Genomic DNA, 22,336 nt, shown 5'->3' on the forward strand with positions numbered 1-22,336 from the left:
AGCGCCAGAGCCGAAACCAGCGCTTACGACCTTTCCCGCTGTACCTTTATTCGCAGGGGGTCAATCTGTGCAGGCGTCATACCAACCATCTCATGGTAAGCGGAGGCATGTACTACCTGGGTTTCCCTGATACTGAAGCCGGACAGGGCATCCTGAAGTTGCCAGGCGCTGCGAAACAGCCGGGTCTTTCCGTGTTTGTCAGACAACACCCTCATGCCGTCCCGGGCGTGCAGTCGTGCCATATATTGCTGGCCTTCCAGAGAAAGGATCTCGAGCAGATCAATATCCGGTTGTTCGAGCTGTTTGAGTTCATCCAGGGTTATTCGCACGATAAGACTCCTGCCATTGTGTCCAGACAGAAAATACGCTGGATCACCTGGCCAGGATCATCGTGAGAGTCTCAGGCATTCCTGATGCGCCGGGCAGCTGACCAGATGGTCGTTGACCATACCTGTGGCCTGCATGAAGGCGTACACGATGGTGGGGCCAACAAAATTGAAGCCTGCCTTTTTCAGGGCTTTGGACATGGCGTCGGATTCTGGTGTGGTTGCCGGCACTTGTGTGAATGACTGCCAGTGATTCTGACGGGGCTGGTGGTCCACAAACTGCCAGAGGAAATCGGAGAAGCCCACGCCCTGGTCCTTTAACGCCAGATAACTGCGGGCGTTTCGTATGATCGACTGTACCTTCAGTCGGTTACGGATGATGCCGGGGTTTTCGAGTAGCCGGGCCTGGTCCTGCTCGGTGAAGCGCACAATGGCCTCTGGATTAAAGTCGGCGTAAGCCTCGCGATAGCTGTTTTGCTTGCGCAGAATGGTGATCCAGCTCAGACCGGCCTGCTGGCCATCCAGGCACAGCTTCTCGAACAGAGCCAGGTCGTCATATTCCGGACGACCCCACACGGTATCGTGGTAGTGCACATAGAGAGGATCCGTGCCGCACCAGGGGCAGCGCTCGTGGGGCTGGCTCATTTTTACTCCCGGTCGAGGTTCAGCGTTTTGCCCGGATCACCCTGTGGAACATGGGTTCCCAGCTCACTTGAATTGGCGCCGTAGTGGTCAGTCTAAAGTCTTCCGGTGGCGGTTCCAGCAGCGTGATGCTTGGCCAGGCCCCGGATGTTGTCGTGTCATCTGCCTGGTACACCAGTGTGGCCAGGTAGCCTTCAATGTAAAAACAACTGGCGAGCCATGCCCGGTCTGGCTGATCACCATAGAGTTCGAAGTCTTTGCGAACTTCCAGGGTTTGCAGGTTGCCGGCGATACCCCGCCCGGTTGCCTTGAGCCAGGCTTCTTTGAGCGTCCATACCTTCAGGAAGTTGAAGGGATCGTCTGCCCTGAGCAACCATTCCTGTTCGACCGGAGAGAACCAGCGCCGCGCAACGCCAATCCAGTCAGGTTTGCGCTGGCTGGGCTCGATATCGATGCCCACAGGCCTCCGGCCGGTGGCCACGGCAGCAAGAACCCTGCTGTGACTTAGCGACATATGCCAGCCTTCCGGTGTCCGGGAGGCCACAGGGCGGCCATCCACAGGTTCGCACCGCTCCGGAGGCAGGCCGCTGACCCTGCTCAGGCTTTGGCGAATCAGCCAGCGGCTGCACAGATACTCTCTGTGCCTTGAACCCTCCAGTTTCGCCAGGGTTTCGGTTTCGGCGGGCGTCAGCCAGGCTGGTGACTCTGCCGTGTCCTTCTGGATCTGGTGGCACAGCCAGATACACGGTCGCTCAGGGTTGTAGTCGTTGGATAGTCCAGCCATCGCCGTCTCTCACGTATTCAAATCGATCGTGAAGCCGGCTTGGCCGTCCCTGCCAGAATTCGATTCGCTCCGGAACCACCCGGTACCCGCCCCAGAAGCTGGGCAGCGGAATTTCCCCGGAGCTGAATTTGCGTTTCATCTCCGCCACTTTTTGCTCGAGCAATCCCCGTGATGTAATCGCTTTGCTCTGCTCGGAAACCCAGGCGCCTATCTGACTCCCCCTGGGCCTTGAGGAAAAGTACTTCAGGGATTCGGTCTTGCTGACCTTCTCCACGGCGCCCTGAATGCGAACCTGTCGGTTCAGGCCAATCCAGGGGAACAGCAGCGCCGCCTGTGGGTTTTCTTCAAGTTCCCGTGCCTTGCGGCTGCCGTAGTTTGTGTAGAAAACGAACCCGTGGTTGTCGAAGTACTTGAGTAACACGGTACGAATATCCGGCATCCGATCCGCGCCAGCGGTGGCCAGAGACATGGCATTGGGTTCCAGAATACCGGCCTTGCGGGTATCCTCGAACCAATTCTGGAACTGCACCACCGGGTCATCGTTCAGGTGTTCCCGGTCCAGCCCTTCGCTTTCAAAGTCCCGACGCATATCGCCGATGTCCATACTGCCTCTCTGTTCGCGGTTACCGTCAAAGGGAGTGATACGTCAGGGGAGGATAACGGGTTCAGTGGCCGGTGTCAGGCCTGGCTGACAAAGGCAGGCCCCCGGGGCTATGCTTGGTGGTGTTAACTGCGTCAAACCATGTGTGACAAAGGGAGTATTTTGTGGCCGAAGCAAAGGCGGAAAGTCATCTGGCGAGAAACCTGCTGATTGGGTTGTGTGGCTTGCTGGCCTTCTACGCACTGGTGGGATTTCTGCTGTTGCCCTGGTGGCTTGAGAAGGCGCTGCCCGAGCAGCTGGAGCAGAGGATGGGCTGGCAAGCAGAGGTATCTGCCATCCGTTTTAATCCATTTGGCTTCAGCCTGGAAGCCGAGGGTTTTTCGGCCCGTGATACCGGAGATGAGCCCGTCACGGCCTTTGAGTTGCTGCGTGTTGATCTGAGTGTTCTGAGCCTGTTTCGGGGCGTCATTGGCTTTGATGAAATCCGGCTGACGGAACCCGACCTTCGCCTCGATCTTCTTGAAGACTATTCGGTGAACTATGCCCGGGACTGGCGGCAAGCCAACCCGCCGGTTCAGGATGGAGAGCCTGTGGAGGACGACGCCAGTGCCGGGCCGCCCAAGCTGTATTTTCAGCAGGTAGCGATCGATGGCGGCCGGTTGCTGTTCAGGGATTTCAGTCAGGAGCAGCCGGCCGAGTTTCAGATTGCCCCGCTGGATCTGACGATCAGCGATCTCGCGACCTGGCCAAGAGGTGACAACGACAGCCGGTATTCAGTGATGGCGGCTCTGGGCTCGCAGACCATCGAGTGGGAGGGAGAGCTGAGCGTGAACCCGCTGTATTCCGAGGGCCGGCTCAAATTTTCCGATATTGGTTACGGCACCCTGGCGCACTTTCTGGCACCACACCTGCCGTGGCAGTTGCGGGATGGTTACCTGACGGTGGAGTCCGATTACTGGCTGTCGAACGATAATGGCTTTGAGCTGGTGACGTCTAACGGCATGCTGAACATCCGAGACCTGGCGGTTGCGCTCGCTGCAGGTGATGCAGAGCCCGCGCTGACGACTTCGGCCCTGTCTGTGGAAGGTGTTGGCTTTGATCTGTCCTCCCGTGAAGCGCGTGTTGGCATGGTTTCGCTTGATCAGCCGTTTGTCTCGACCACCCGGGACGCCGAAGGCGGAATTGACTGGCTCGACTCATTACCGGCCAGTGAGCCGGAACCCGAAGCGGCGCAAAGTAACCCGGAACCTGGCGCAGCTTTTCGCTGGTCGGTACAGGGGCTGGAGCTGAACGAGGGCCGGGTACGTTGGCGGGATCGGGCGACGGAGCAGCCGGCGGAGGTCGAGCTGGTTGATCTGGCAGTCACCCTGGGTGGGCTTTCGCATCAGATGGACGAGCCTGTGTCGTACAGTGTGTCGACCGCGCTGGCCAGTGGCGGCCAGTTCACCGCTAACGGTCAGGTCACCCCGGCTCCTTTCAACTTTGAGGCCGCGCTTTCTGGCACAGATATAGCTCTGGCGGTTGCTGAACCTTACCTGCAGCTGGGCGCCAACCTGTCGGTGGCCGACGGCAAGCTGGGGTTTGATGGCAATCTCGATCTCGATGGTCAGGACGATCCCGTTACCGGTACCTTCAGTGGGACGGCGCAGATCGCCGGCATGGATCTTCGGCTGCCCGATGACGAAGGCCGGCTGGTGTCCTGGCAGTTGCTCAGGCTCGCACCGGTTGAGTTCAACGTGAATCCCGCCCGGCTTGAGATTGGCACCGTCACTTTGGCCCAGCCATCGGTCAACATCGTGCGCTCGGCCCAGGGTCTCCATAATGTCGAGCGGATTGCCCGGGCCACTCCGGAGTCGGTTGATCAGACGGCTGAAAATCAGGCAGCCAGCGCAAAAGAAGGGGCAGAGATTGCTGAGTCCTCCGGGCCGGCGTTTATCTTCCGGGTGGGTGAGCTGTTGATTGAAGACGGGGCGGTTGGCTATACAGACCGGACTCTGGAGCCAGTGTTCAGCACCACGTTTGATGCGCTTTCCGGCTCTGTGACCGGCATCAGCAATGTGCCCCCGCAAGAAGGGCAAGTCAGTTTGCGGGGTCAGCTGGCCGGTGGCGCGCCGGTGATGTTTGAGGGAACCCTGGGCGCCCTGGGTACTGAAGAACCCAGCGACCTGCAGCTGACCATGAATGATCTGGCACTGCCGGTATTATCACCTTACCTTGGCCGATATCTGGGTTATGCGGTGGACGGTGGCAAGTTGATGCTCGCGCTGGATTATGAGATTACTGGTACCCGGCTCAAAGCCTCCAATCAGGTGGTTCTGGACCGCATGCAGCTGGGCCAGTCAGTGGCCAGTGAAGATGCGGTCAATGCGCCGGTCAAACTTGGCCTGGCCCTGCTCACAGACCGTGACGGCGTCATTGAGGTGGATCTGCCGATCGAGGGTGACATGAGCGACCCTCAGTTCAGCGTGGGGCAGATTGTCATGCGCGCCTTTGTTAATCTGATGGTTAAAGCTGCGGCCTCGCCGTTCAGCATGTTGGGTTCATTGGCGGATCTGGCGGGCCTGAGCAGTGAGGAGCTGGGTCGGGTAAGCTTTGTGCCTGGCCGCGTAGAACTGGCAACGGGTGAGGCGGAAAAGCTCTCTGCCTTGGCCAAGGCGATGAACGACCGGCCAGATCTGCTGTTGAATATCCGGGGTGGTATTGCACCGGAGGCCGATGGCCTTGCGCTGTTGCGAGAACAAATGGCCGCTTCAGGCGAGGCGCTCACGGAAGAAGCCTGGGCCCAGGCCCGGCAGGCGTTTCTGTCCGGTGAGCGACAGTTGCCACCGGAGGCTTTGGGGCAGCTGGCGGCTCAGCGGGGGCGGGCGGTTCGGCAGCTGCTGGAAAGCACCCACGGTGTCCCCGGGGAACAGTTGTTTACGCTTGATCCGGCCCGGCAAGCGGAACTGGATGGTCAGGGTAATGTGATTGTGCCGTTTACCCTGGATGTCCGCTAACCCGTGTCTGAACAGGAAAATCCATGGCCAGTTTGAAAGTTCGTGCCACCAGCCATTTTTTTGCGTATGTCTCGCGCCTGCGTTGGATCAAGCGCTGGGGACTGATGCGCAATGCCATTGAAGAGAACGTGGCTACACACTCCTGGGAAGTGGCGACCATCGCCCATGCGCTGGCTCTGATTCGCAACCGGTATTTCGGGGGGCAGGTCAATGCCGACCGTATTGCCGCCGCAGCCTTGTATCACGATGCCACCGAGGTGATCACGGGCGATATGCCAACGCCGGTCAAGTACCACTCGAAGGTGATGCGGGAAGCCTTTGGTGATATCGAGCACAAGGCAGAAGCCGAGTTGCTGGCGCTGTTGCCGGACGATCTCAGGGCGGATTTTGCACCCTATGTGCGTGAGTCGCAGCTTGCTGAGGCCGAAAGCGAGTTGATCAAGGCGGCAGACCGCCTGTCAGCGCTACTGAAGTGCCGGGCCGAGATCCAGACCGGTAACACAGAGTTTCTGCCGGCGGCGGAGCAAATTCTCCACCGCCTGCAAGTACAGGCCTTGCCGGAGGTGCTGTACTTCCTGGAAGTCTTTGCACCCAGTTACGAGCGACCACTGGACCACTTGCTGGGCGAGTGATCGCTGGCAGGTGCGGTGCTGAATCAGTTGTTGCCTGCAGAGCCAATCATACCGCCGCGCAAGCCGCTGCGAACGGCGTCTTCCGGGCTGCCCGCCAGCTCACGGAACATGCCCATGGAACCCAGCAACGCTGTGGATTCATAAGGCACAAACACCCGTTCGCCGTCTTTCGCCATGGTTGGCAGCACCTTGATGTAGCTCTGGCCCAGCAGGTAGCCGATAACGGTCTGCTTGTTTTCCTCGGACTCGCCGATGGCACTCAGCACCAGCCGGATGGACTCCTGCTCACCCTGGGCGCGCAGGATGGCGGATTCCTTGTCGCCCTGAGCGTTCAGAATAGCGGATTCGCGCTGGCCCTGGGCCATGGCAATGGCGGCGGATTTCTCGCCTTCCGCCTCGGTGACGGTGGCCCGGCGTTTACGCTCAGCCGCCATCTGCAGGCGCATGGCCTCTTCTACTTCCTCCGGCATGCTGATGTCCTGAACTTCTACCCGGGTCAGCTTGACCCCCCATTTGGAGGCGGCTTCTTCCATTTCGGCCTGAATGGCGCTGTTGACCTCGCTGCGGGATTCAAACAGCTTGTCCAGCTCCATCTTGCCCACCACCGAACGCAGGGTGGTTTTGGCCAGCACCTCGACAGCCTGGCTCATGTTGGCGACTTCATACACGGCCCGGCGCGGGTCGATGATCTGGTAATACAGCGCACCGTTGATTTTTACCGTGACGTTGTCGGTGGTCACCACCGGCTGGCCGGGAAAGTCCATCACCGTTTCCCGGCGATCGATGCGGATCTCGTCACTGGTGACGGGGTGATACTCATCGCCCATGCGCATGTAGCGGATCATGCTGATCGGGCGGGGTTTCTCGATGAACGGAATGATGATGTTGATGCCGCTTTCCAGTACGCGGTTGAACGAACCCAGCCGTTCAATCACCATCACTTCAGACTGCCGGATAATCACCAGTCCTTTGGCGATGATGAAAATACCGACGGCGACAACGATCAGGCTGATCACCAGACCGGGGGTGATAAATGCTTCCATGTTTACGGTTCCTTGTGGGGTGATGTGAGATGCACGATGGCGGTGGTGCCATCAAAGGTTTCAAAGACCACCTGGGTACCTGCCGGTAGGCTCGGGCTGCTGCCATCTTCCAGTTTCAGTCGATAGAAGTCGCCGTTGATCTTGATGCCGGTGGCGCCGTCAAAATCACGGAGCAGTGTCTGGTAACGTTTGCCGTGCTCCACGCCCGTGCCCGTGGTGCCATAGGCAACCCCTTTGGGCGAGAATCTGGGCCGTATCCAGCGGATAGCGACCGGCACCAGAATGCCGGACAGCGCCCCCATAGCCACCAGCTGCCATTCAAACGAAGCGCCAAGAAAGGCCACCAGTGCGGTTCCTGCCGCAGCCACACCCAGGGCCAGCAACAGCAGGACTCCGGAGGTCAGTTCGGCGAGGCCCAACACCAGGGCCAGAATCAGCCAGAAGTGGGTAAGACTCCATTCCATAGTCAGTTCCATCAAGTAGGCGTGAATTCAGAGTATCCGCGATTGTAACCAATGCGCCTGCTGGCGTCTGTGCTTCGGGACGCGGACTGGCCGGAAAATGTGAAAGTGGCCGGAGCGCCCGGCGCGGGCCGCACCTGATGCCATTTTGCCCCGCTTGCTACCTGTTACAGTGCCGGAGTACTAAAGTGTCTGCATCCGTTGCAACAACAAGACTGAGGGTCGTATTGATGAAAGATCTTAACAACAAAGTGGCCGTGGTCACCGGCGCCGGTTCCGGTATTGGTCGGGCCCTCGCCAGTGTTCTGGCTGCCAGGGGCTGCCGGCTGGCGATTTCTGATGTTAACGAAGCCGGTTTGGCTGAAACGGTCGCAGCGTGTGGCGGTGCCGAAGTACGATCCTACGTCCTGGATGTGTCCGACCGTGACGCTATTTACGCCCATGCCGAGCAGGTACGGGCAGACTTTGGCCAGGTTAACCTGGTGATTAACAACGCCGGTGTGGCGCTGTCTGCCACCGTGCGGGAGATGACGGACGACGATTTCAAATGGGTTATGGACATCGACTTCTGGGGCGTTGCCCACGGTACGCGCGCATTCCTGCCGCATCTGATTGCCTCCGGTGATGGTCATGTTGTGAATATTTCCAGCGTGTTTGGCCTTATCGGTGTGCCCAAGCAGAGTGCCTACAACGCGGCCAAGTTTGCCGTGCGCGGGTTTACCGAATCTCTGCGCCAGGAAATGAAACTGGAAAACCAGCCGGTGCAGGTGAGCTGTGTGCATCCGGGTGGTATTCGCACCAACATTGCCAATTCCGCCCGCATGGGTAAATCCGAAAACGGTGAAGCCCAACGCAAAGGCTTCGATAAGATTGCCATGACCACCCCGAACAAGGCTGCGGAAATCATCGTCAGAGGCATCCTGAAAAACGAATCCCGCATTCTGGTGGGCCCGGATGCCTGGGGGATTGATGCCATCAACCGGCTGCTGGGTTCCGCGTACCAACCGCTGGTTGAGCGTTTTTCACGGAAGAATCTGTACGTCTGATCCGGAAAGGCGGTTTTCCTGTTTATTCTGGCTGTCTATTTTACAGCCAGTTCAGAGGGTCTATACTCGAGGCTGATCCAAGGAAGAGTCAGCATGAAACCATCAAAACACCCCGATCTGGGCGCGACGCTGGAACAGAGCCGCTCAGGTCTGCGGGATAACCACCGCCGGTCACTCACCTGGCTTTTGTTTGTCATCACCGGTTCTGCGCTGGCGGTGTTTGGCGTGCTGCAGTTTTTCAACGGTTATCCGTGGGTGTCTGCGGCCGAGCTGCTGGCCAGCGCCATACTGTTGATCGGTGCAGTTCGTCTTAAAACCACACCCCATTTGCAGCAGTGGATCTACCTCTACCTGGTATCGGTCTTCTCGTTTTTTATGATCATCATGTTGTTGCCAGAGGCCTCTATCGCGGCTTTTGTCTGGGTATTGATGATGCCGGTAATGGCTTACCTGTTGTTAGGAAAAGATGAAGGGCTGATCCTGAGTATGCCGTTCATGGTGCTCGGTTTGGTTATTTATTACTTCTTCCTTGAAGAGGTGGGCAGTGCTCGTGGCATGATCGATCTGCTCAATATGCTGTTATGCGGTGCCTTGATGCAGGTTTTCATGCACATGTATGAGGCTCGCAGAGAAGAAGCCGAGCAGCGTTTGGTTGAAATGGCCCAAACCGATGCCCTAACCGGCTTGGCTAACCGGGCCAGCTTTCAGGCGACCCTGGCCCGGACCATTGCCGAATGCGATCGAAGTGGTGATGGCTTTGCCCTGGTGGTGATGGATATTGATCACTTCAAACTGGTCAATGACACGCTTGGTCACGATGCCGGCGATCATGTTCTGCACGATATCGGTAAGTGTCTGAGCGAACGCCTGCGCACGACCGATTTTGTCGGCCGCCTGGGCGGTGAAGAGTTTGGCCTGATTCTCCGGAATGTAAAGCCGGCGGATGCGTTCGAACTGATGGACCAGCTGCGGGAACGTATTGCCCGCCGGGAACTCCGGTACGGTGAAGCCGGGATTCGGGTAACGGCGTCCTTCGGTATTGCTCAGTGGCCGGAGCATGGCCGCTCCGCTGAAACCCTGTTCTGTGCGGCGGATCGTTGCCTCTACAGCGGTAAGCGGGCAGGCCGTAACCGGGTGCTGCCGGCCGGCCAGGCTCAGCAGGAAGCCTCGGCAGAAACCCTGGCTGGTGGTGTCGGCGGAATCGGGTATCCTTAGGCTGACTGCCCTTTCAGCGAAGGATAAAACTGCCCATGTGTGAACTGCTGGCCATGAGCGCCAATACCCCCACGGATCTGTGTTTCAGCTTTACCGGCCTGACCCGGCGCGGTGGCGAGACCGGGCCCCACAAGGATGGCTGGGGCGTCGCGTTTTACGAGGGCAAAGGGGTTCGCTGTTTTCACGATTCCGATGCCAGCGCAAGTTCCCGCCTCGCCCAGGTTGTGCAGACCCACCCGATTAAAAGCGAAGTGGCCATCTGCCACATCCGCCAGGCGAATGTTGGCGAGATCTGCCTGGCCAACACCCACCCCTTTATCCGCGAGCTATGGGGCCGGTATTGGGTGTTCGCCCATAATGGCCAGCTGTCTGGGTTCCGGGCGGCCGAAGGCTTCTATGGGCCGGTTGGCAGTACCGACAGCGAAGCCCTTTTCTGCGATCTGCTCAACCACCTGCGGAGTCACTGCCCGCGTGATGCCTCCGTGGCGCAAGTTGTTGAACGCCTGGTTGAGCTGTCCCGCCGCTATGCCCGCGAAGGTGTGTTCAATCTGCTGCTCAGTAACGGCGACTGGCTGTTCACCTACTGCACCACCAAGATGGCCAGCATCACTCGCCGTGCGCCCTTCGGCCCGGCCCGCCTGAAAGACACCGATGTCACGGTGGATTTTGAGGCCGAAACCACGCCCAACGATATCGTCAGCGTGATCGTGACCGAACCGCTCACCACCGATGAAACCTGGGATATCTATCAGCCCGGAGAGTGGCGCTTGTGGCGCAAAGGTCAGGTGGTTATGACGGGCGGCCCGGAACCCGGGGTCGCTCCCGAACTGTGATCTGATCGTGCTTTTCCCTACCCCGTCTCAACCCTTTGGCGGATGGCTGGTCTATGCCCTGGCATTAGGATGATGCCAAGTGCTTTGCCCAATGGCAGTATCAGAACAAGAAAGGGACTTTCCATGCCTGCATCCAACCTGTCCGTAACGCTCGCCCGGCATCCGGCCGAGCTGCTCGACTTCCCGGGAGCTCCGGAAGCCGGGCAGTGCGATCCGCGAACGTCTGAACAACTCATACGCCAGCATGGTAGTCAGTCCAGCAGCTATTTCGCCTTGCAACCCGCTTGCCGTCATTACCACAGTCCGGGCCTGGGGTTTGTACCTTACGTGCCGGTGTCGGTCTTTGGTCAACGGGTAAATGTTGTGCCTACCCGTCCCCTGGCTTCAAGCCATGCCATGGCAGCATTGCTGCAGGAGTTTGAGCAGAACCTGCCCGGGCAACCGATGTATGTGGGTGTCGACGAGCCGGTGCTCAAACCGCTGCAGTCCATGGGCTACGATGCCACCATGATGGGTACCGAGTTTTCGGTAGACCTGGCCGGGTTTTCTGTACGCGGTAAAGCCATGAAGCAACTTCGCCATGCCCGCAACCTGCACCGGCGTTGCGCGGTCTCGGTTGTCGAGCAGCAAGGGCAGGACGTGAACTGGCATCAGGAGGCCGGTGTGTCTGAAGCCTGGCGAGAGCGCAAGGCGGTGAAAGAGCGAGAGCTGGGTTTGCTGACCCGGCCGCCGGTGTTCAACGATGAATGGGGTGTCCGTAAGTTCTATGCTTACATTGATGACAAGCTCGCCGGCTATGTGTTCTTTGACCCCTGGTTTCAGGATGGTCAGGTGGCCGGTTACTGCGCCAATATTTTGCGAGCATCGCCAGAGATGAATCGTCTGGGCGTGCTGGACCACATCGTACTTCAGGCCATGAGCCAGTTCCGAAGCGAGGGCGTACCCGAGGTGTCTCTGGGTATTGCTCCGCTGCACGGTGTGCGGCCTTGGGCCGGTGACCGTCAAGGGTTGCGTTGGGTTCAGCATGGTCTTTACCGCTACGGCAACCGGCTGTATGCCTTTGCTCCCCTTGCGTATCACAAATCCCGTTATCGGGGCCGGGAAACACCCTGGTTCGTCTGCGCACGGAACATGAGCAGTGTTCGTGTGATTGCTACGCTTCTCAAGGGAACCGGCCTGCTACCCATACCATGAGCAGGATTTCTGAACCTGGCTCTCAGAATGAGGCCGTGCTTCTGGCTGGCCGGCAAGGCTGTGACTATGCTGGGGCTCATCCACTTCCGACGATGAGCCCTATGGTTGCCGAAACCAAACTGTCCCGGCCGGGATTGTCTTCCAGATTACTGTATGAAGCCTCCCGGGTGCTGTTGCTGGACTGCTCGGAAGAGGTGCCCTTTACACTGATTTCGGCACCTGCCGGGTTTGGCAAAACGACGTTGGTCAGCCAGTGGCTGGACTATCGAAAACCGGTTTTTGCCTGGCTCAGTCTGGACCGGCGGGACAACACCCCGGCTTTGTTCTGGAACTCCGTGGCCAGTGCTCTGGCCCGCGTAGATACTCGTTTTGCGATTCGGGAAAGCACACTGCTGGCAGCCCTGGAACCCAACGCCGTGGTGGACCCGGTTGCCTTGTTGGTCAACCGTCTGGCGGATTACGCCCGTACCTGGCAGGCGCCCACACGGCTCTATCTGGTACTGGATGATTTTCACCTGATCGATGAGCCTGATTTGTTGGAACAGGTTCGTCGGTTTATCGATTTTTCCCCCGGCCTGCTGCGGATTCTGTGCATGTCCAGAATCGATCCACCGATCCGGACGGCTCAGCTGTTGGCCCGGGACCGGATGGTCAAACTGGGGCCGGCCGATTTGTGTTTTGATCTGGATCTCACCCGAAAGTTTGTTCAGGGCCGGTGGCCCGGCGTTTCGGAAGCGGACATTACCCAGCTGCACGAACGAACCGGAGGCTGGCCGGCCGCCCTTCAACTGTCGGCGCTGTCTGGCCGGTTAAGCGATACCGGGCAAGGTGCGGAAGCACGCCGGGGCCAGACTGCGCTCGCTGAGTATCTGCTGGAGGAGGTTTTTAACGGCCTGGAGCCGGAGCTGCAGCAGTTTCTGATGGACATGAGCCTGTTGCCGCTGTTTTCGGCCGATATCGCCAATCAGGCTCGGGGAGCCGATGATGGCTCTGCGCTGATTGCGGTAATGCGTGAGCGCAACCTGCTTTTTCAGCGCTATGGTTCGGGTCATCACTGGTATCGCCTGCACGATCTGCTTGGGGAATGGCTGCGCACCCGCCAGGTTGATGCTGAAAGGGCTCGGCAGATCCGGATTGCTGGGGCCAGTGCCTTTGAACAACAGGGTTTGATTAACGAGGCGCTTGAGCTGTATCTGGCGACCCAATGTTACCCGGAGGCTGAAGCCCTGGTGCCAGAGCTGCTGCAGAGTGACGAACTGGCCGGGCACCGGGCCTTACCGGATCGTTTTCCGGATGCGGTTCGGGCAGCATCTCCGGCGATCGCCTTGCTGCAAGCGCTGACGGCTTTCATGGATGGCCGGTATGACGATGTCCTGGAGAAGGTGGAACATGCCACTGACCTGCTGGATCGGCAGCCTTACGCCGAGACCGAGAGCTTGCGCTTCATAGCATTACTGCTGACCTGGCCCGCGGCCCGGTTTACCGGTCGGGAAGCCGCCGCGCAATCGTCAATCGTTCAGGTATCGGAGCAACTGTCGCCCGGGCGTGGCACCCTGCACAACTGGGGGTTGTACACCCTGGGCGCCGATGCCTTCATGGAGGCCCGGCTGGATTCCGCCCAGACACTGCTCAGCAAGGCACTGGCGGGTGCGCTGGAGTTGGAAGACGGTCTGTGTGCCATTCGCTGCCTGGCTATTCTGGTGCCGGTGTTGATTCAGCGCGGCTGTGCAGACGATGCCCGCCGGTGCTTTCAACGCACCTGTGAACGACTGGCGGAAGGCCCGCCGGCGCGAGAGCAGGCTGGTTTGCTGGCCTATCTGGACGGTCTGCTGGCGCTCGAAAGGCATGATCTTCAACGGGCCGGTGAGAGCCTGCAAGAAGCCAGTCAGTTAGCCCGTGAACGAATGACCCTGTTGGACCGGCTCTACCTGGCGTTCGAGCTGTTCCGGCTGGGTATGATCACCGGCAACGAGGAACAGTGGCGCAGTCAGTTGCAGGACATGACCGAACTGCACCAGTTGATGGCCTCGGAGCACTGGTCCCATAACATCCCTCAGCCTTCCGCCCTGGAGGCACTGGCACAGCTCAGTGCAGGGAATATTTTCGCGATGATCGCCTGGGCCGCCAATGATGGCGCGACCCGAAGCACCAGTCGCTTCAGCAGTCTGCATGAGCGTTTGCTGGGGCTGGTCGGGCGGCTATTGTCGGGTATGGATGTAGATGAAGAACTGCAACAACTGGAGCGCGATGCAAGCGCGGGAGCCGTGCAGCTGGTGGTCTGCCATGTTCAGCTGATCCGGATTCTGGTCTGCGCCTTTCGTGATCAGGACCTGACCGGCGCTGCGCGTCAGCTAGCGGCACTGCTGGCTGTTTCCGTGCCCAGAGGGCTGCTGCGCCCGTTCGTGGATGCTGAACCACGGTTTGATCAGATTCTGGAAACGTGTCAGCGACAGGGGTGGTCTGAGCCGGAGGCCAGCCGGATACTTGCGTTGCGCCGGGGAGAAGGCGGGCTTGCCGGGCCGGAGCCAGCTGCTGAGCCGACCTGTCTGACAGCGGATATGCCTGAACCCCTGAGCCAGCGTGAACAGGATGTGCTGGAGCTGCTGTCTGCCGGCTTGAGCAACAAGGCGATGAGTGAACAGCTCGGCATCACCGTGGCCACGGTAAAATCCCATCTCAGCAATATTTACGGCAAGCTGCAGGCGGATAACCGGGTGCGGGCGATCTCCCGGGCCCGGGAACTCGGCCTGATGAGTTAAAAGCCCCTGGCGCACAGGCGGCAGGGGCTTTTGATCGCGGTGGTTAATGGCCGTATTGAATCACTGAAGGGTGCGACGGTTACCGTTCTGGTATTGCGGCGCAATGTACTGCTGGATCTGGGTTTTGAAGCGGGCGATCAGCTCGCTGTTGTCTTTGTCCCAGGGGTGGTAGCCGGGCTTGAAGTATTCTGCCCAGGCGGGAATCAGGCTTGAGAAGGTACCGTTCTTGCCCCACATCCGCCACATGCCTTTGGCCGCGTCTTTCACGGAAAAGTGTTTGCGGTCATTCACCACCATCCGACCGGTATACCAGGTAGCGACAACGCCCAGGGCGGTCGTCGCGAACAGCTGGTAAAACGCCCGCTCGGCGTAGGTGCCGCCTACTTGCTGGAACACGTCGTAGGCAACCGCCTTGTGTTCGGTTTCCTCAATCGCATGCCACACCCAGAGCGGGCGCATGGATTCGTGCATATCTTCACGCACGTCGTCCCGCTCCAGCAGCATGTCAGCCATCATGGCCGTAATGTGCTCCAGGGCGCAGGTGATCGCCAGCTGGTGGCGCTTGGGCAGCTTACGGGCCAGGTCCAGAATGACCTTCAGGTCTTTCTCCATCTCCTCGACCGGCATGCCCTGGTCGCGCACATGCTGATTCATGGCGATGTGCTCGAGAGAATGCATGGCTTCCTGGCCGATAAAACCCCGCACATCCTCCTTCAGCTTGGGATCATGGATCTGATCCCGGAAGGCGCGCACGGAATCCACAAAGAACTGTTCGCCTTCGGGGAAGAGGACCGAAAGTGCGTTCATGGTGTGACTGATCAGGTAGCTGTTATCCAGCCAGTAGCGTGGCACTTCCTTACCGAATTCAAAGCCCATACGCTGGGGTTTGATCGCCACATTGTCCGGGGTGTGAGAGGCCTTAGCCGGATGGTTTGAGGATGTTGTTGTCAGCATGTTTATACTCCTTTGCGATTGAACGCCTGGCTGATGTCATAGGGCCAGTGTGGTGGAGGCAAGGGAATATCGGAATGCTCGAATGGGACGGCCATCGTTCACAATAGGCCAACCCGTGATAAACGATTGGCCTGAGCGACGCGCTGCCAGGTGCGAACCGCCCCACTGTGGCCGGGCAATGCTTCTGGTAGAGTCAGGCTCAAGATCAATAACACGTTCAGAGGCACACTATGGCAGTAACGGGAGCAGACACCGAGCGTCAGATGCTGGGCTTGTTTCTGGTGCCGGGCGTCTACCTGCGGGTACTGGCCGAAACCGTGCGCCAGTTAGGTTACAACGATCGGCTTCTGTATGAAGGGCTGGATTTCACTGCAGAGGATCTCAAGGCCAACGACAGCCGTATTTTTGTGACCGATGCCATCGTGATGGCCCAGCGTGCTCTGCAGCTGGCGGGTAATGACGGGCTGAGTTTTCTGCTGGCGAAGGAGTTGCGGCTGACCATCCACGGCACTCTGGGTTTTGCCGCGCTGACCAGCCCCACCTTCGAGGGCGCCCTGGATTCCGTTCGCCGTTATCTGCAGCTCAGGGCCCCTTTTCTGAGTATGAAGCAATCGCTGGCGGGCGATCAGGTGCTGGTTCAGTTATGCACGGAATTTGATGTGCCGGATTTGTATGGCTTTCTCGCTGAAACGGTGAGTGCGACGTTGATTCTGCTCACTGAGCAGCTGCTTGATCGCGCTGATGCGGAAGCCAGGGGCTTTGCCCTCGAAGATGGCAAGCTGCCGGGTGTGTCGGTTCGCTTGACCACCCCGGAACCGGCCTACTACCGGCGCTTTGCCGGCCAGCTGCCAGTGCGTTTTGACTATGGCCAGCCGGAGGAAATGCTGGTTTTCCCGCGCAACCTGCTGGATGTGCGAATGCGCCTGGCGGATGCTGAGGCTTCAAGGATGGCCCGGGATCAATGCGAGTTCGAGTTGCAGAAAGCCCTGAAAGAACAGGGCGACATTGTGCTGGCGATTCGCAACATGTTGAGAATGACGCCAGGGCCGCTGCCGTCGCTGGAGGCGATGGCCGAGCGGTTCTGTGTGTCGTCCCGAACATTGAAGCGTCGGCTGGCGGACAGGGATACCAACTACCGGGAAATTGTGGAAGCCGTTCTGAAAGATCGGGCGATTCAGTTGTTGCGGTATACCAATCAGTCGGTCAGTGAGATCGCCTACGAATTGGGTTATGCCGACTTGTCCAACTTCAGCCGGGCGTTTCGCAAATGGACCGGGAAATCGGCCTCTGAGTTTCGCGAGGGCGGGCCGGATCCGGCGCCGGATTTGGGGCCCTGATTTGTGGTGCCTTGTTCTTGGGAGCTTGGTCGCAGGGTGGTCAGAGAATTTTTTCTGCGAAAAACAACTCGCTTCGCTCAGACATCTTTTTCACAGAAAAAATTCTCTGACCACCCCACGCCCTGTTAGCCCCTGAGAAGGCGTACCTTGAACTCATTGACCGCTTTTTGCCTTCTTCATTTTTTTGCTGTTGTCTTTCCTTGCCTATGCCCCGATATTGTGACGGACGGGGGGTGGGTTATTTTTCCCCGCCAGAAAAAAGATGTCTGAGCGCAGCGAGTTGTTTTTTCCAAGGGGAAAAATAACCCACCCCCCAGTCCCGCCCCCAAAACCAGCAGGTTTGGGCCCAAGCCAGAACCAAAGCACCAACCCAGAAGGAAACCACCGAAGATGGAAACAAAACCAAACACCCACAGCAAAGTCATCGGCTACCTGCTCTGGATCTTCGGGTTCCTGGGCTCGCATCGGTTTTACTACGGCAAACCCATTACCGGCACCATCTGGTTCTTCACCCTGGGGCTGTTTTTCATTGGCTGGATTATCGACCTGTTCCTGATCCCGGCCATGGATCGGGAGGCCGACGCGCGCTTTCAGGACGGCGAGATCGACTACAACATCAGTTGGATACTGCTCACCTTTCTGGGCGTGTTTGGTCTGCACCGCATGTATATGGGCAAGTGGATCACCGGCATCATCTACCTGTTCACCGGCGGTCTGTTCTTCCTGGGTGTGTTGTACGATTTCTGGACCCTGAACAGCCAGGTCTCCGAGCGTAACCACGAAGTGCGATTCCGCTGATTTACAGCCCGGCAGCGGCTTCCAGCTCCGCCAGGCCATCTTCCAGGTAGTCCAGCATACGTTGCAGGCTGGGCAGGGTTCGGCGGCAGCCGATCAGGCCGAACTCTACCTGGTCGTTGTAGCTGGTCAGGGTCATGTTCAGCGCCAGGCGATCCATGTCGATGGACACCGGGTACATGCCTTCCAGCTTTGCGCCGTTCCAGTACCGGGGCGTAGAGGGGCCGGGTACGTTGGAAATGACCACGTTGAAGGTTTGCCAATTCGGAGCCATGCCGGTCAACAGGTGAAACGCCGCCGGGGCCAGGGTCAGGGCCGTGTAGTTCACGATTTCCTCTGGCGACATGTGGCTGTACCGGTCCTTGGCTTCCTGCATGCTGTGGTGAATGTTCAGCAGGCGTTCACTGGCGTCTGCTTCGTCTGTGTGCAGGTTGGCCAGGATAACACCTACCTGGTTGCCGCCGTCACTGTCGTCCCGGCGCAGGGATACCGGCACAAAGGCGATCAGCGGTTTTTCGGGCAAGGCATCCTGGTTCATCAGATAGGTGCGTAGCGCCGAGGCGCACATGGCGGTGACGACGTCGTTGACCGTGGTGCCGTAAGCCTCGCACACGGCTTTGATGCGCTTCAAACAGTAAGACTGCGCCGCAAATCGTCGCGAACCGGTGATCTTCTGGTTCAGCACACTTCTCGGCGCGTGAAAAATGGAATCGTAGGCCGGATCTTTGCGGGCCTGATTGATGGTCTTCAGCAACTCTTTTGCGACGGTTGGAAGGGTGCCGAGTTGTCGCCCGGAGCTGCCGAGCAAGTGGGCCACGCTGCGCCATAATGATGGCCCGCCATCACCTTCGGTCGAGCGAATCCGTTCCGGCAAGGCCCAGATCGGCGGCATGCCGGATTCGTGGGGGTCTTCGCTGAGCATCCGGGTGGCCATTTTCATGGCTGACACGCCGTCCACCAAGGAGTGATGAATTTTGGTGTAGAGCGCAAACTGCCGGTCTTTCAGCCCTTCAATCAGATGTACTTCCCACATGGGCCGTTCGCGGTCCATCAGGTGCGAGTGCTCGGCCGATATCAGCGCCAGCAACTCCCGGATGCGCCCGGGGGTTGGCAGGGCCTCGAACCGGAAGTGGTGTTCGAGGTCCAGGTGTTTGTCGTCTACCCAGACCGGTTGGCCCAGCTTGTAGCTCAGGTGCTGGTTGAACGGCGGGGTAACAACCTCGTGGTTCCGGAGTTGTTCTGCCAATTGTGCCACGTAGTCGTCCGGGGCACCCTCCGGAAAGGAGAACAGCTGAAGGCCGCCGACATGCATGGGCTGCTGGCGCTTTTCCAGCCATAAAAACAGTTGATCGGTAGGGTTCAGAGGCTTCACGGTGGCTCTCTTGTTATTGGTTTCTGGGCCGATAATAGCGCATGTTGGGGCTTGCTTGATTGACTGTATTACCCCCGGATTCCGCTCGGGAGGCGAGTGCCCGGTTGATCATGGTCAAGGATGGGGGCCTCGCAAGGTTTTGACCTTGTTTTCCAGAGCTTCAGCCGTTGCCGCATCGGGGCTGACCGGGTGGTCCGCCAGAAGGTGAATGCGAGACCAGAACCGTTTGGGCAGATGACTCAGGGCAGGCCCGCCGCAGTGGCTGAAGAAACTGCCCCACAGCCCCCGAAGCGCCAGTGGCACGACAGTGACCGGCCGACGCTGAAGAATCAGATCGACACCGGATTTGAAGGGAGCTACCTCGCCATCCGACGTCAGCCGGCCTTCCGGGAAAATGCACACCACGTGGCCTGCGGCCAGTTCTTCGTCAATGCGGTCAAAGGCGGTGTGGTAGATCTCAGGCACTTTCAGTTTGGGGCCAATGGGAATGGTTTTGGCCATTTTGAAGAAGGTGCCCATGACCGGCGTTGAGAAGATGTTGTGGTCCATCACGAAACGCACTGGCCGGCGCACCGCGCCCGCTATGACCGGTGCATCCATATAGGACACATGGTTGCACACCAGCAGCACCGGTCCTTCCTCCGGAATCCGGTTCAGGTTGTGGTGGGTCACGCGGTAGAGGGTGTGCGACATTAGCCAGATGACAAAGCGCAGAGCAAACTCCGGCATTTGCTGGTAAACATAGCCCGCCACCACCAGGTTCATGATGGACAGCACCAGGAAGAATTCCGGAATGCTGAGCCCGATCACCCCCAGCACCAGCATGCCCAGCAGTGCGCTGACCACCATGAACAGCGCGTTGAACACGTTCAGAGCCGCAATCACCCGGGCCCGGGTTTCCGGCGGAGTTTCCTGCTGCACGAACGCATACAAAGGAACAATGAACAGGCCACCGAAAAGGCCGATGGCCAGCAGGTCCAGCGCCACCCGGCGGTACTGGCCATCGCTGATGATCATCCACCAGTCGGACGGCACCGGCTGCTCCGGCATGCTCAGGTACAGGTCAATGCCGAAAAAACTCAGGCCGATAGAGCCAATGGGCACAATGCCCAGTTCGATCTTGTGGCCGGACAGTCGCTCGCAGGCCATGGAGCCGAGGGCGATGCCAACGGTGAAAATGGCGAGCAGGACAGTGACCACGGATTCATCGCCCAGCAATTCATCTTTGGCAAAGCCGGGAAACTGGGTCAGGTAGGCCGCGCCCAGAAACCAGAACCAGGAAATCGCCAGCACGCTCAGCAGAACATTGTGGTTTTCCCTGGCAATGGCCATCAGCTTCCAGGTTTCCTGAAGCGGTCGGAAACGGACGTTCAGATCGGGAGCTGCCGCTTCCGCTTTCGGGATCTTCAGGGCAGACACCAGGCCGATGACGGCCACAACCGCCACCGCAAGCGCCATCATTGGCCCTGGTAATGGGGCCTTCATCATCACGCCGGCCACCAGCGTGCCCAACAGAATGGCCACGAAGGTGCCCATCTCAACCAGTGCGTTACCGCCGACCAGTTCCGAGTCGTCCAGTGCCTGGGGCAGAATGGCGTATTTTACCGGGCCGAAGAACGCGGATTGCACGCCGGTCAGGAACAACAGCAGCAGCAACATCTCATGCCAGCCAAACCACAGCCCAACCGCGGCTACTCCCATAATCACAACCTCCGCGAACTTGATCCAGCGGATCACGCCGGATTTCTCGTAGCGGTCTGCGATCTGGCCCGCTATGGCGGAGAACAGGAAAAAGGGAAGAATGAACAGCATGGCCGCCAGGTTGACCACCACATCGGAAGACAAGCCAAACAAACCGCCGGCGTTGTAAGTCACCAGCAACAACAGCGCATTCTTGAACAGGTTGTCGTTAAAAGCCCCGGCAAACTGGGTAACAAAGAACGGGGCAAACCGCCGCTCCGACAACAAGCGAAACTGGCTGTGATCTTCCATAACCCGGGGCACTCCGAATCCGTTGAGAGGTCGCCGCAGACTATACCCGGTCTGAAAGCTGGTCAAGCCGCCCCGGGCTTCCGGATTGCCGCAATAATCGGGGGTGCCGAGCCTTGAATTGCATTGCGGCTAAACCTGTGGCCACATCCTCTACTTCAGGCTAAAAAAATACCGACAACAGAACGCCCCGTGGAGAACACAATGGACATACAGCTGGCTGTGACCACCCGCAAATCCGTGCGGGACTTCCTCGATACCCCGGTCCCGGAGCAGGTACTGCGGAACGTGCTTGAAACCGCCATCCGAGCGCCCTCCGGTGGCAACCTGCAACCCTGGCACCTGCACGTCGTCACCGGCGATGCCCTGGCCCGGCTGAAAACCCTGATGCGGGAGAAAGTGAGCAAAGGCTTCAACGAAGTGCCGGAATACGAAATCTACCCGCCAAAGTTGCAGTCACCCTACCGTGACCGCCGCTTCGAAATCGGCGAACTCATGTACCGCCAGCTCGACATCCCCAGGGAGGACAAAGCCGCCCGCTTCGAATGGTTCAAACGCAACTTCGAATTCTTCGGCGCCCCGGTCGGCCTGTTCTGCACCGTCGACGACAACATGGGCCCGCCTCAGTGGTCGGACCTGGGCATGATCCTGCAAACCATCATGCTGTTGCTGCGCGCCGAAGGCCTCGACAGCTGCGCCCAGGAATCCTGGTCGGTGTACCCGAAAACCATCAGCGAATTCCTGGGCCTGCCCGAACACCGAAAAGTCTTCGCCGGCATGGCCATCGGCTACGCCAACCCGGACAGCCCGGTGAACCAGATCACCAGCCCAAGGGCGCCGCTGGAAGAAGTCGTCGAGTTCGTTAACTGACGTAAGCGGCTCTCCGACCTCAGGCGGCCACCGACGCCGCCTGAGCCAACGGCACCTCCAGACGGATCTGATCACCGTCCAGCAACACCGGGTACACTTTCACCCGGGCACTGTCATCTTCCAGACAGACACCGGTGCGCAAGCTGAAATGCTGCTTGTACAACGGCGATGCCACTACCGGCTCACCGTTGATATCCCCGGTAATCCCCCGGGCCAGCACGTTCGAGCCACTGAAAGGATCGGTGTGGCTGATAGCAAAAAGCGCCGGCAACCGACGGGGCAGGTAGAACACCGCCACCGGTCCGTCCTCCGTCCACACCGCAATGCCGGAGTCAGCCACCAGATCGTCCACCGTACAAACCGCTTCCCAACAAGTCCGAGCTTTCATAAACAGTCTCCCAAGTCTCAATTTAAGTCAGTTGCCTATCCCACTCATGTTTGTGAGCGTGGGGGTTGGATTCATTTTCTGGCAGGAAAAAAGATGTCT

General features: G+C 58.9%; 20 protein-coding genes. 10 read left to right on the forward strand and 10 right to left on the reverse strand.

Features of this window, described 5'->3' with window-relative positions; all coding sequences use genetic code 11:
- Window positions 1-23 precede the first annotated feature (23 nt).
- The 4 genes from QPL95_RS05670 to pdxH are packed head-to-tail and all read right to left on the reverse strand — an operon-like array spanning window position 24 to window position 2,356.
- Window positions 24-329 (reverse strand): DUF6482 family protein, encoded by a 306-nt coding sequence (locus QPL95_RS05670; protein WP_303290031.1) that lies wholly within the window; start codon window positions 327-329, stop codon window positions 24-26.
- A gap of 57 nt (window positions 330-386) precedes the next feature.
- Window positions 387-971 (reverse strand): DNA-3-methyladenine glycosylase I, encoded by a 585-nt coding sequence (locus QPL95_RS05675; RefSeq protein WP_303290032.1) that lies wholly within the window; start codon window positions 969-971, stop codon window positions 387-389.
- Between the two features lie 19 nt (window positions 972-990).
- Entirely contained in the window at window positions 991-1,752 is a 762-nt protein-coding gene (locus tag QPL95_RS05680; RefSeq protein ID WP_303290033.1) for a 4'-phosphopantetheinyl transferase superfamily protein, read from the reverse strand.
- Window positions 1,721-2,356: a pyridoxamine 5'-phosphate oxidase gene (pdxH, locus tag QPL95_RS05685; protein WP_303290034.1), complete on the reverse strand. Its 636-nt coding sequence runs from the start codon at window positions 2,354-2,356 to the stop codon at window positions 1,721-1,723. The genes QPL95_RS05680 and pdxH overlap by 32 nt, the downstream gene beginning before the upstream one ends.
- A gap of 161 nt (window positions 2,357-2,517) precedes the next feature.
- On the opposite strand from pdxH, the gene QPL95_RS05690 reads away from it, so the two are divergent.
- The gene (locus QPL95_RS05690; RefSeq protein WP_303290035.1) at window positions 2,518-5,349 is read left to right on the forward strand and encodes a DUF748 domain-containing protein; all 2,832 of its coding nucleotides are present in this window, start codon (window positions 2,518-2,520) and stop codon (window positions 5,347-5,349) included.
- Window positions 5,350-5,372: 23 nt separating this feature from the next.
- Window positions 5,373-5,981, forward strand: coding sequence for a 5'-deoxynucleotidase (gene yfbR, locus QPL95_RS05695; RefSeq protein ID WP_303290036.1), 609 nt, complete (start codon window positions 5,373-5,375; stop codon window positions 5,979-5,981).
- 23 nt (window positions 5,982-6,004) lie between these two features.
- On the opposite strand, the gene QPL95_RS05700 is transcribed toward yfbR, so the two are convergent.
- A complete protein-coding gene (locus QPL95_RS05700) occupies window positions 6,005-7,024 on the reverse strand; it encodes an SPFH domain-containing protein (protein ID WP_303290037.1) in 1,020 nt (339 codons plus the stop codon).
- Between the two features lie 2 nt (window positions 7,025-7,026).
- Window positions 7,027-7,488 carry an NfeD family protein gene (locus tag QPL95_RS05705; protein WP_303290038.1) on the reverse strand — a complete coding sequence of 154 codons (462 nt, stop codon included), beginning with the start codon at window positions 7,486-7,488 and terminating at the stop codon, window positions 7,027-7,029.
- A 227-nt stretch (window positions 7,489-7,715) separates the two neighbouring features.
- Here QPL95_RS05705 and QPL95_RS05710 point away from each other — a divergent pair, with 227 nt between their 5' ends.
- From QPL95_RS05710 to QPL95_RS05730, 5 genes are all read left to right on the forward strand, one after another.
- Window positions 7,716-8,531: an SDR family oxidoreductase gene (locus QPL95_RS05710; protein ID WP_303290039.1), complete on the forward strand. Its 816-nt coding sequence runs from the start codon at window positions 7,716-7,718 to the stop codon at window positions 8,529-8,531.
- Window positions 8,532-8,624: 93 nt separating this feature from the next.
- Complete coding sequence (locus QPL95_RS05715; RefSeq protein WP_303290040.1) at window positions 8,625-9,746, forward strand: GGDEF domain-containing protein; 1,122 nt, start codon at window positions 8,625-8,627, stop codon at window positions 9,744-9,746.
- A 35-nt stretch (window positions 9,747-9,781) separates the two neighbouring features.
- Window positions 9,782-10,579, forward strand: coding sequence for a class II glutamine amidotransferase (locus tag QPL95_RS05720; RefSeq protein WP_303290041.1), 798 nt, complete (start codon window positions 9,782-9,784; stop codon window positions 10,577-10,579).
- Window positions 10,580-10,702: 123 nt separating this feature from the next.
- A complete protein-coding gene (locus QPL95_RS05725; RefSeq protein ID WP_303290042.1) occupies window positions 10,703-11,773 on the forward strand; it encodes a DUF2156 domain-containing protein in 1,071 nt (356 codons plus the stop codon).
- Between the two features lie 101 nt (window positions 11,774-11,874).
- Complete coding sequence (locus QPL95_RS05730; protein ID WP_303290043.1) at window positions 11,875-14,532, forward strand: LuxR C-terminal-related transcriptional regulator; 2,658 nt, start codon at window positions 11,875-11,877, stop codon at window positions 14,530-14,532.
- Between the two features lie 60 nt (window positions 14,533-14,592).
- On the opposite strand, the gene QPL95_RS05735 is transcribed toward QPL95_RS05730, so the two are convergent.
- Window positions 14,593-15,486, reverse strand: coding sequence for a metal-dependent hydrolase (locus QPL95_RS05735; protein ID WP_303290044.1), 894 nt, complete (start codon window positions 15,484-15,486; stop codon window positions 14,593-14,595).
- Window positions 15,487-15,716: 230 nt separating this feature from the next.
- On the opposite strand from QPL95_RS05735, the gene QPL95_RS05740 reads away from it, so the two are divergent.
- Together QPL95_RS05740 and QPL95_RS05745 are read left to right on the forward strand one after the other, a co-directional pair.
- Window positions 15,717-16,823: an AraC family transcriptional regulator gene (locus QPL95_RS05740; protein WP_303290045.1), complete on the forward strand. Its 1,107-nt coding sequence runs from the start codon at window positions 15,717-15,719 to the stop codon at window positions 16,821-16,823.
- 390 nt (window positions 16,824-17,213) lie between these two features.
- Window positions 17,214-17,621 (forward strand): TM2 domain-containing protein, encoded by a 408-nt coding sequence (locus QPL95_RS05745; protein WP_303290046.1) that lies wholly within the window; start codon window positions 17,214-17,216, stop codon window positions 17,619-17,621.
- Window position 17,622: 1 nt separating this feature from the next.
- Here the strand turns inward: QPL95_RS05745 and QPL95_RS05750 are convergent, their stop codons facing one another.
- Together QPL95_RS05750 and QPL95_RS05755 are read right to left on the reverse strand one after the other, a co-directional pair.
- Complete coding sequence (locus QPL95_RS05750; protein WP_303290047.1) at window positions 17,623-18,990, reverse strand: wax ester/triacylglycerol synthase family O-acyltransferase; 1,368 nt, start codon at window positions 18,988-18,990, stop codon at window positions 17,623-17,625.
- A 114-nt stretch (window positions 18,991-19,104) separates the two neighbouring features.
- On the reverse strand, window positions 19,105-20,982 hold the full coding sequence (locus QPL95_RS05755) for an MFS transporter (protein ID WP_303290048.1): 1,878 nt from the start codon (window positions 20,980-20,982) through the stop codon (window positions 19,105-19,107).
- 201 nt (window positions 20,983-21,183) lie between these two features.
- On the opposite strand from QPL95_RS05755, the gene QPL95_RS05760 reads away from it, so the two are divergent.
- On the forward strand, window positions 21,184-21,849 hold the full coding sequence (locus QPL95_RS05760; RefSeq protein ID WP_303290049.1) for a nitroreductase: 666 nt from the start codon (window positions 21,184-21,186) through the stop codon (window positions 21,847-21,849).
- 19 nt (window positions 21,850-21,868) lie between these two features.
- Here QPL95_RS05760 and nirD read toward each other — a convergent pair whose 3' ends face one another.
- Window positions 21,869-22,237 (reverse strand): nitrite reductase small subunit NirD, encoded by a 369-nt coding sequence (gene nirD / locus QPL95_RS05765; protein ID WP_303290050.1) that lies wholly within the window; start codon window positions 22,235-22,237, stop codon window positions 21,869-21,871.
- Window positions 22,238-22,336: the final 99 nt, after the last annotated feature.

The sequence above is a fragment of the Marinobacter sp. SS5-14b genome, from assembly GCF_030541005.1.
Taxonomy (GTDB): Bacteria; Pseudomonadota; Gammaproteobacteria; order Pseudomonadales; family Oleiphilaceae; genus Marinobacter.

Excerpts from the sequence above, each read along its gene's own strand:
- QPL95_RS05675 (WP_303290032.1), bottom strand. The coding sequence starts at position 971 with ATGAGCCAGCCCCACGAGCGCTGCCCCTGGTGCGGCACGGATCCTCTC.
- QPL95_RS05680 (WP_303290033.1), bottom strand. The coding sequence starts at position 1,752 with ATGGCTGGACTATCCAACGACTACAACCCTGAGCGACCGTGTATCTGG.
- pdxH (WP_303290034.1), bottom strand. The coding sequence starts at position 2,356 with ATGGACATCGGCGATATGCGTCGGGACTTTGAAAGCGAAGGGCTGGAC.
- yfbR (WP_303290036.1), top strand. The coding sequence starts at position 5,373 with ATGGCCAGTTTGAAAGTTCGTGCCACCAGCCATTTTTTTGCGTATGTC.
- QPL95_RS05700 (WP_303290037.1), bottom strand. The coding sequence starts at position 7,024 with ATGGAAGCATTTATCACCCCCGGTCTGGTGATCAGCCTGATCGTTGTC.
- QPL95_RS05705 (WP_303290038.1), bottom strand. The coding sequence starts at position 7,488 with ATGGAATGGAGTCTTACCCACTTCTGGCTGATTCTGGCCCTGGTGTTG.
- QPL95_RS05710 (WP_303290039.1), top strand. The coding sequence starts at position 7,716 with ATGAAAGATCTTAACAACAAAGTGGCCGTGGTCACCGGCGCCGGTTCC.
- QPL95_RS05715 (WP_303290040.1), top strand. The coding sequence starts at position 8,625 with ATGAAACCATCAAAACACCCCGATCTGGGCGCGACGCTGGAACAGAGC.
- QPL95_RS05720 (WP_303290041.1), top strand. The coding sequence starts at position 9,782 with ATGTGTGAACTGCTGGCCATGAGCGCCAATACCCCCACGGATCTGTGT.
- QPL95_RS05725 (WP_303290042.1), top strand. The coding sequence starts at position 10,703 with ATGCCTGCATCCAACCTGTCCGTAACGCTCGCCCGGCATCCGGCCGAG.
- QPL95_RS05730 (WP_303290043.1), top strand. The coding sequence starts at position 11,875 with ATGGTTGCCGAAACCAAACTGTCCCGGCCGGGATTGTCTTCCAGATTA.
- QPL95_RS05735 (WP_303290044.1), bottom strand. The coding sequence starts at position 15,486 with ATGCTGACAACAACATCCTCAAACCATCCGGCTAAGGCCTCTCACACC.
- QPL95_RS05740 (WP_303290045.1), top strand. The coding sequence starts at position 15,717 with ATGGCAGTAACGGGAGCAGACACCGAGCGTCAGATGCTGGGCTTGTTT.
- QPL95_RS05745 (WP_303290046.1), top strand. The coding sequence starts at position 17,214 with ATGGAAACAAAACCAAACACCCACAGCAAAGTCATCGGCTACCTGCTC.
- QPL95_RS05755 (WP_303290048.1), bottom strand. The coding sequence starts at position 20,982 with ATGGAAGATCACAGCCAGTTTCGCTTGTTGTCGGAGCGGCGGTTTGCC.
- QPL95_RS05760 (WP_303290049.1), top strand. The coding sequence starts at position 21,184 with ATGGACATACAGCTGGCTGTGACCACCCGCAAATCCGTGCGGGACTTC.
- nirD (WP_303290050.1), bottom strand. The coding sequence starts at position 22,237 with ATGAAAGCTCGGACTTGTTGGGAAGCGGTTTGTACGGTGGACGATCTG.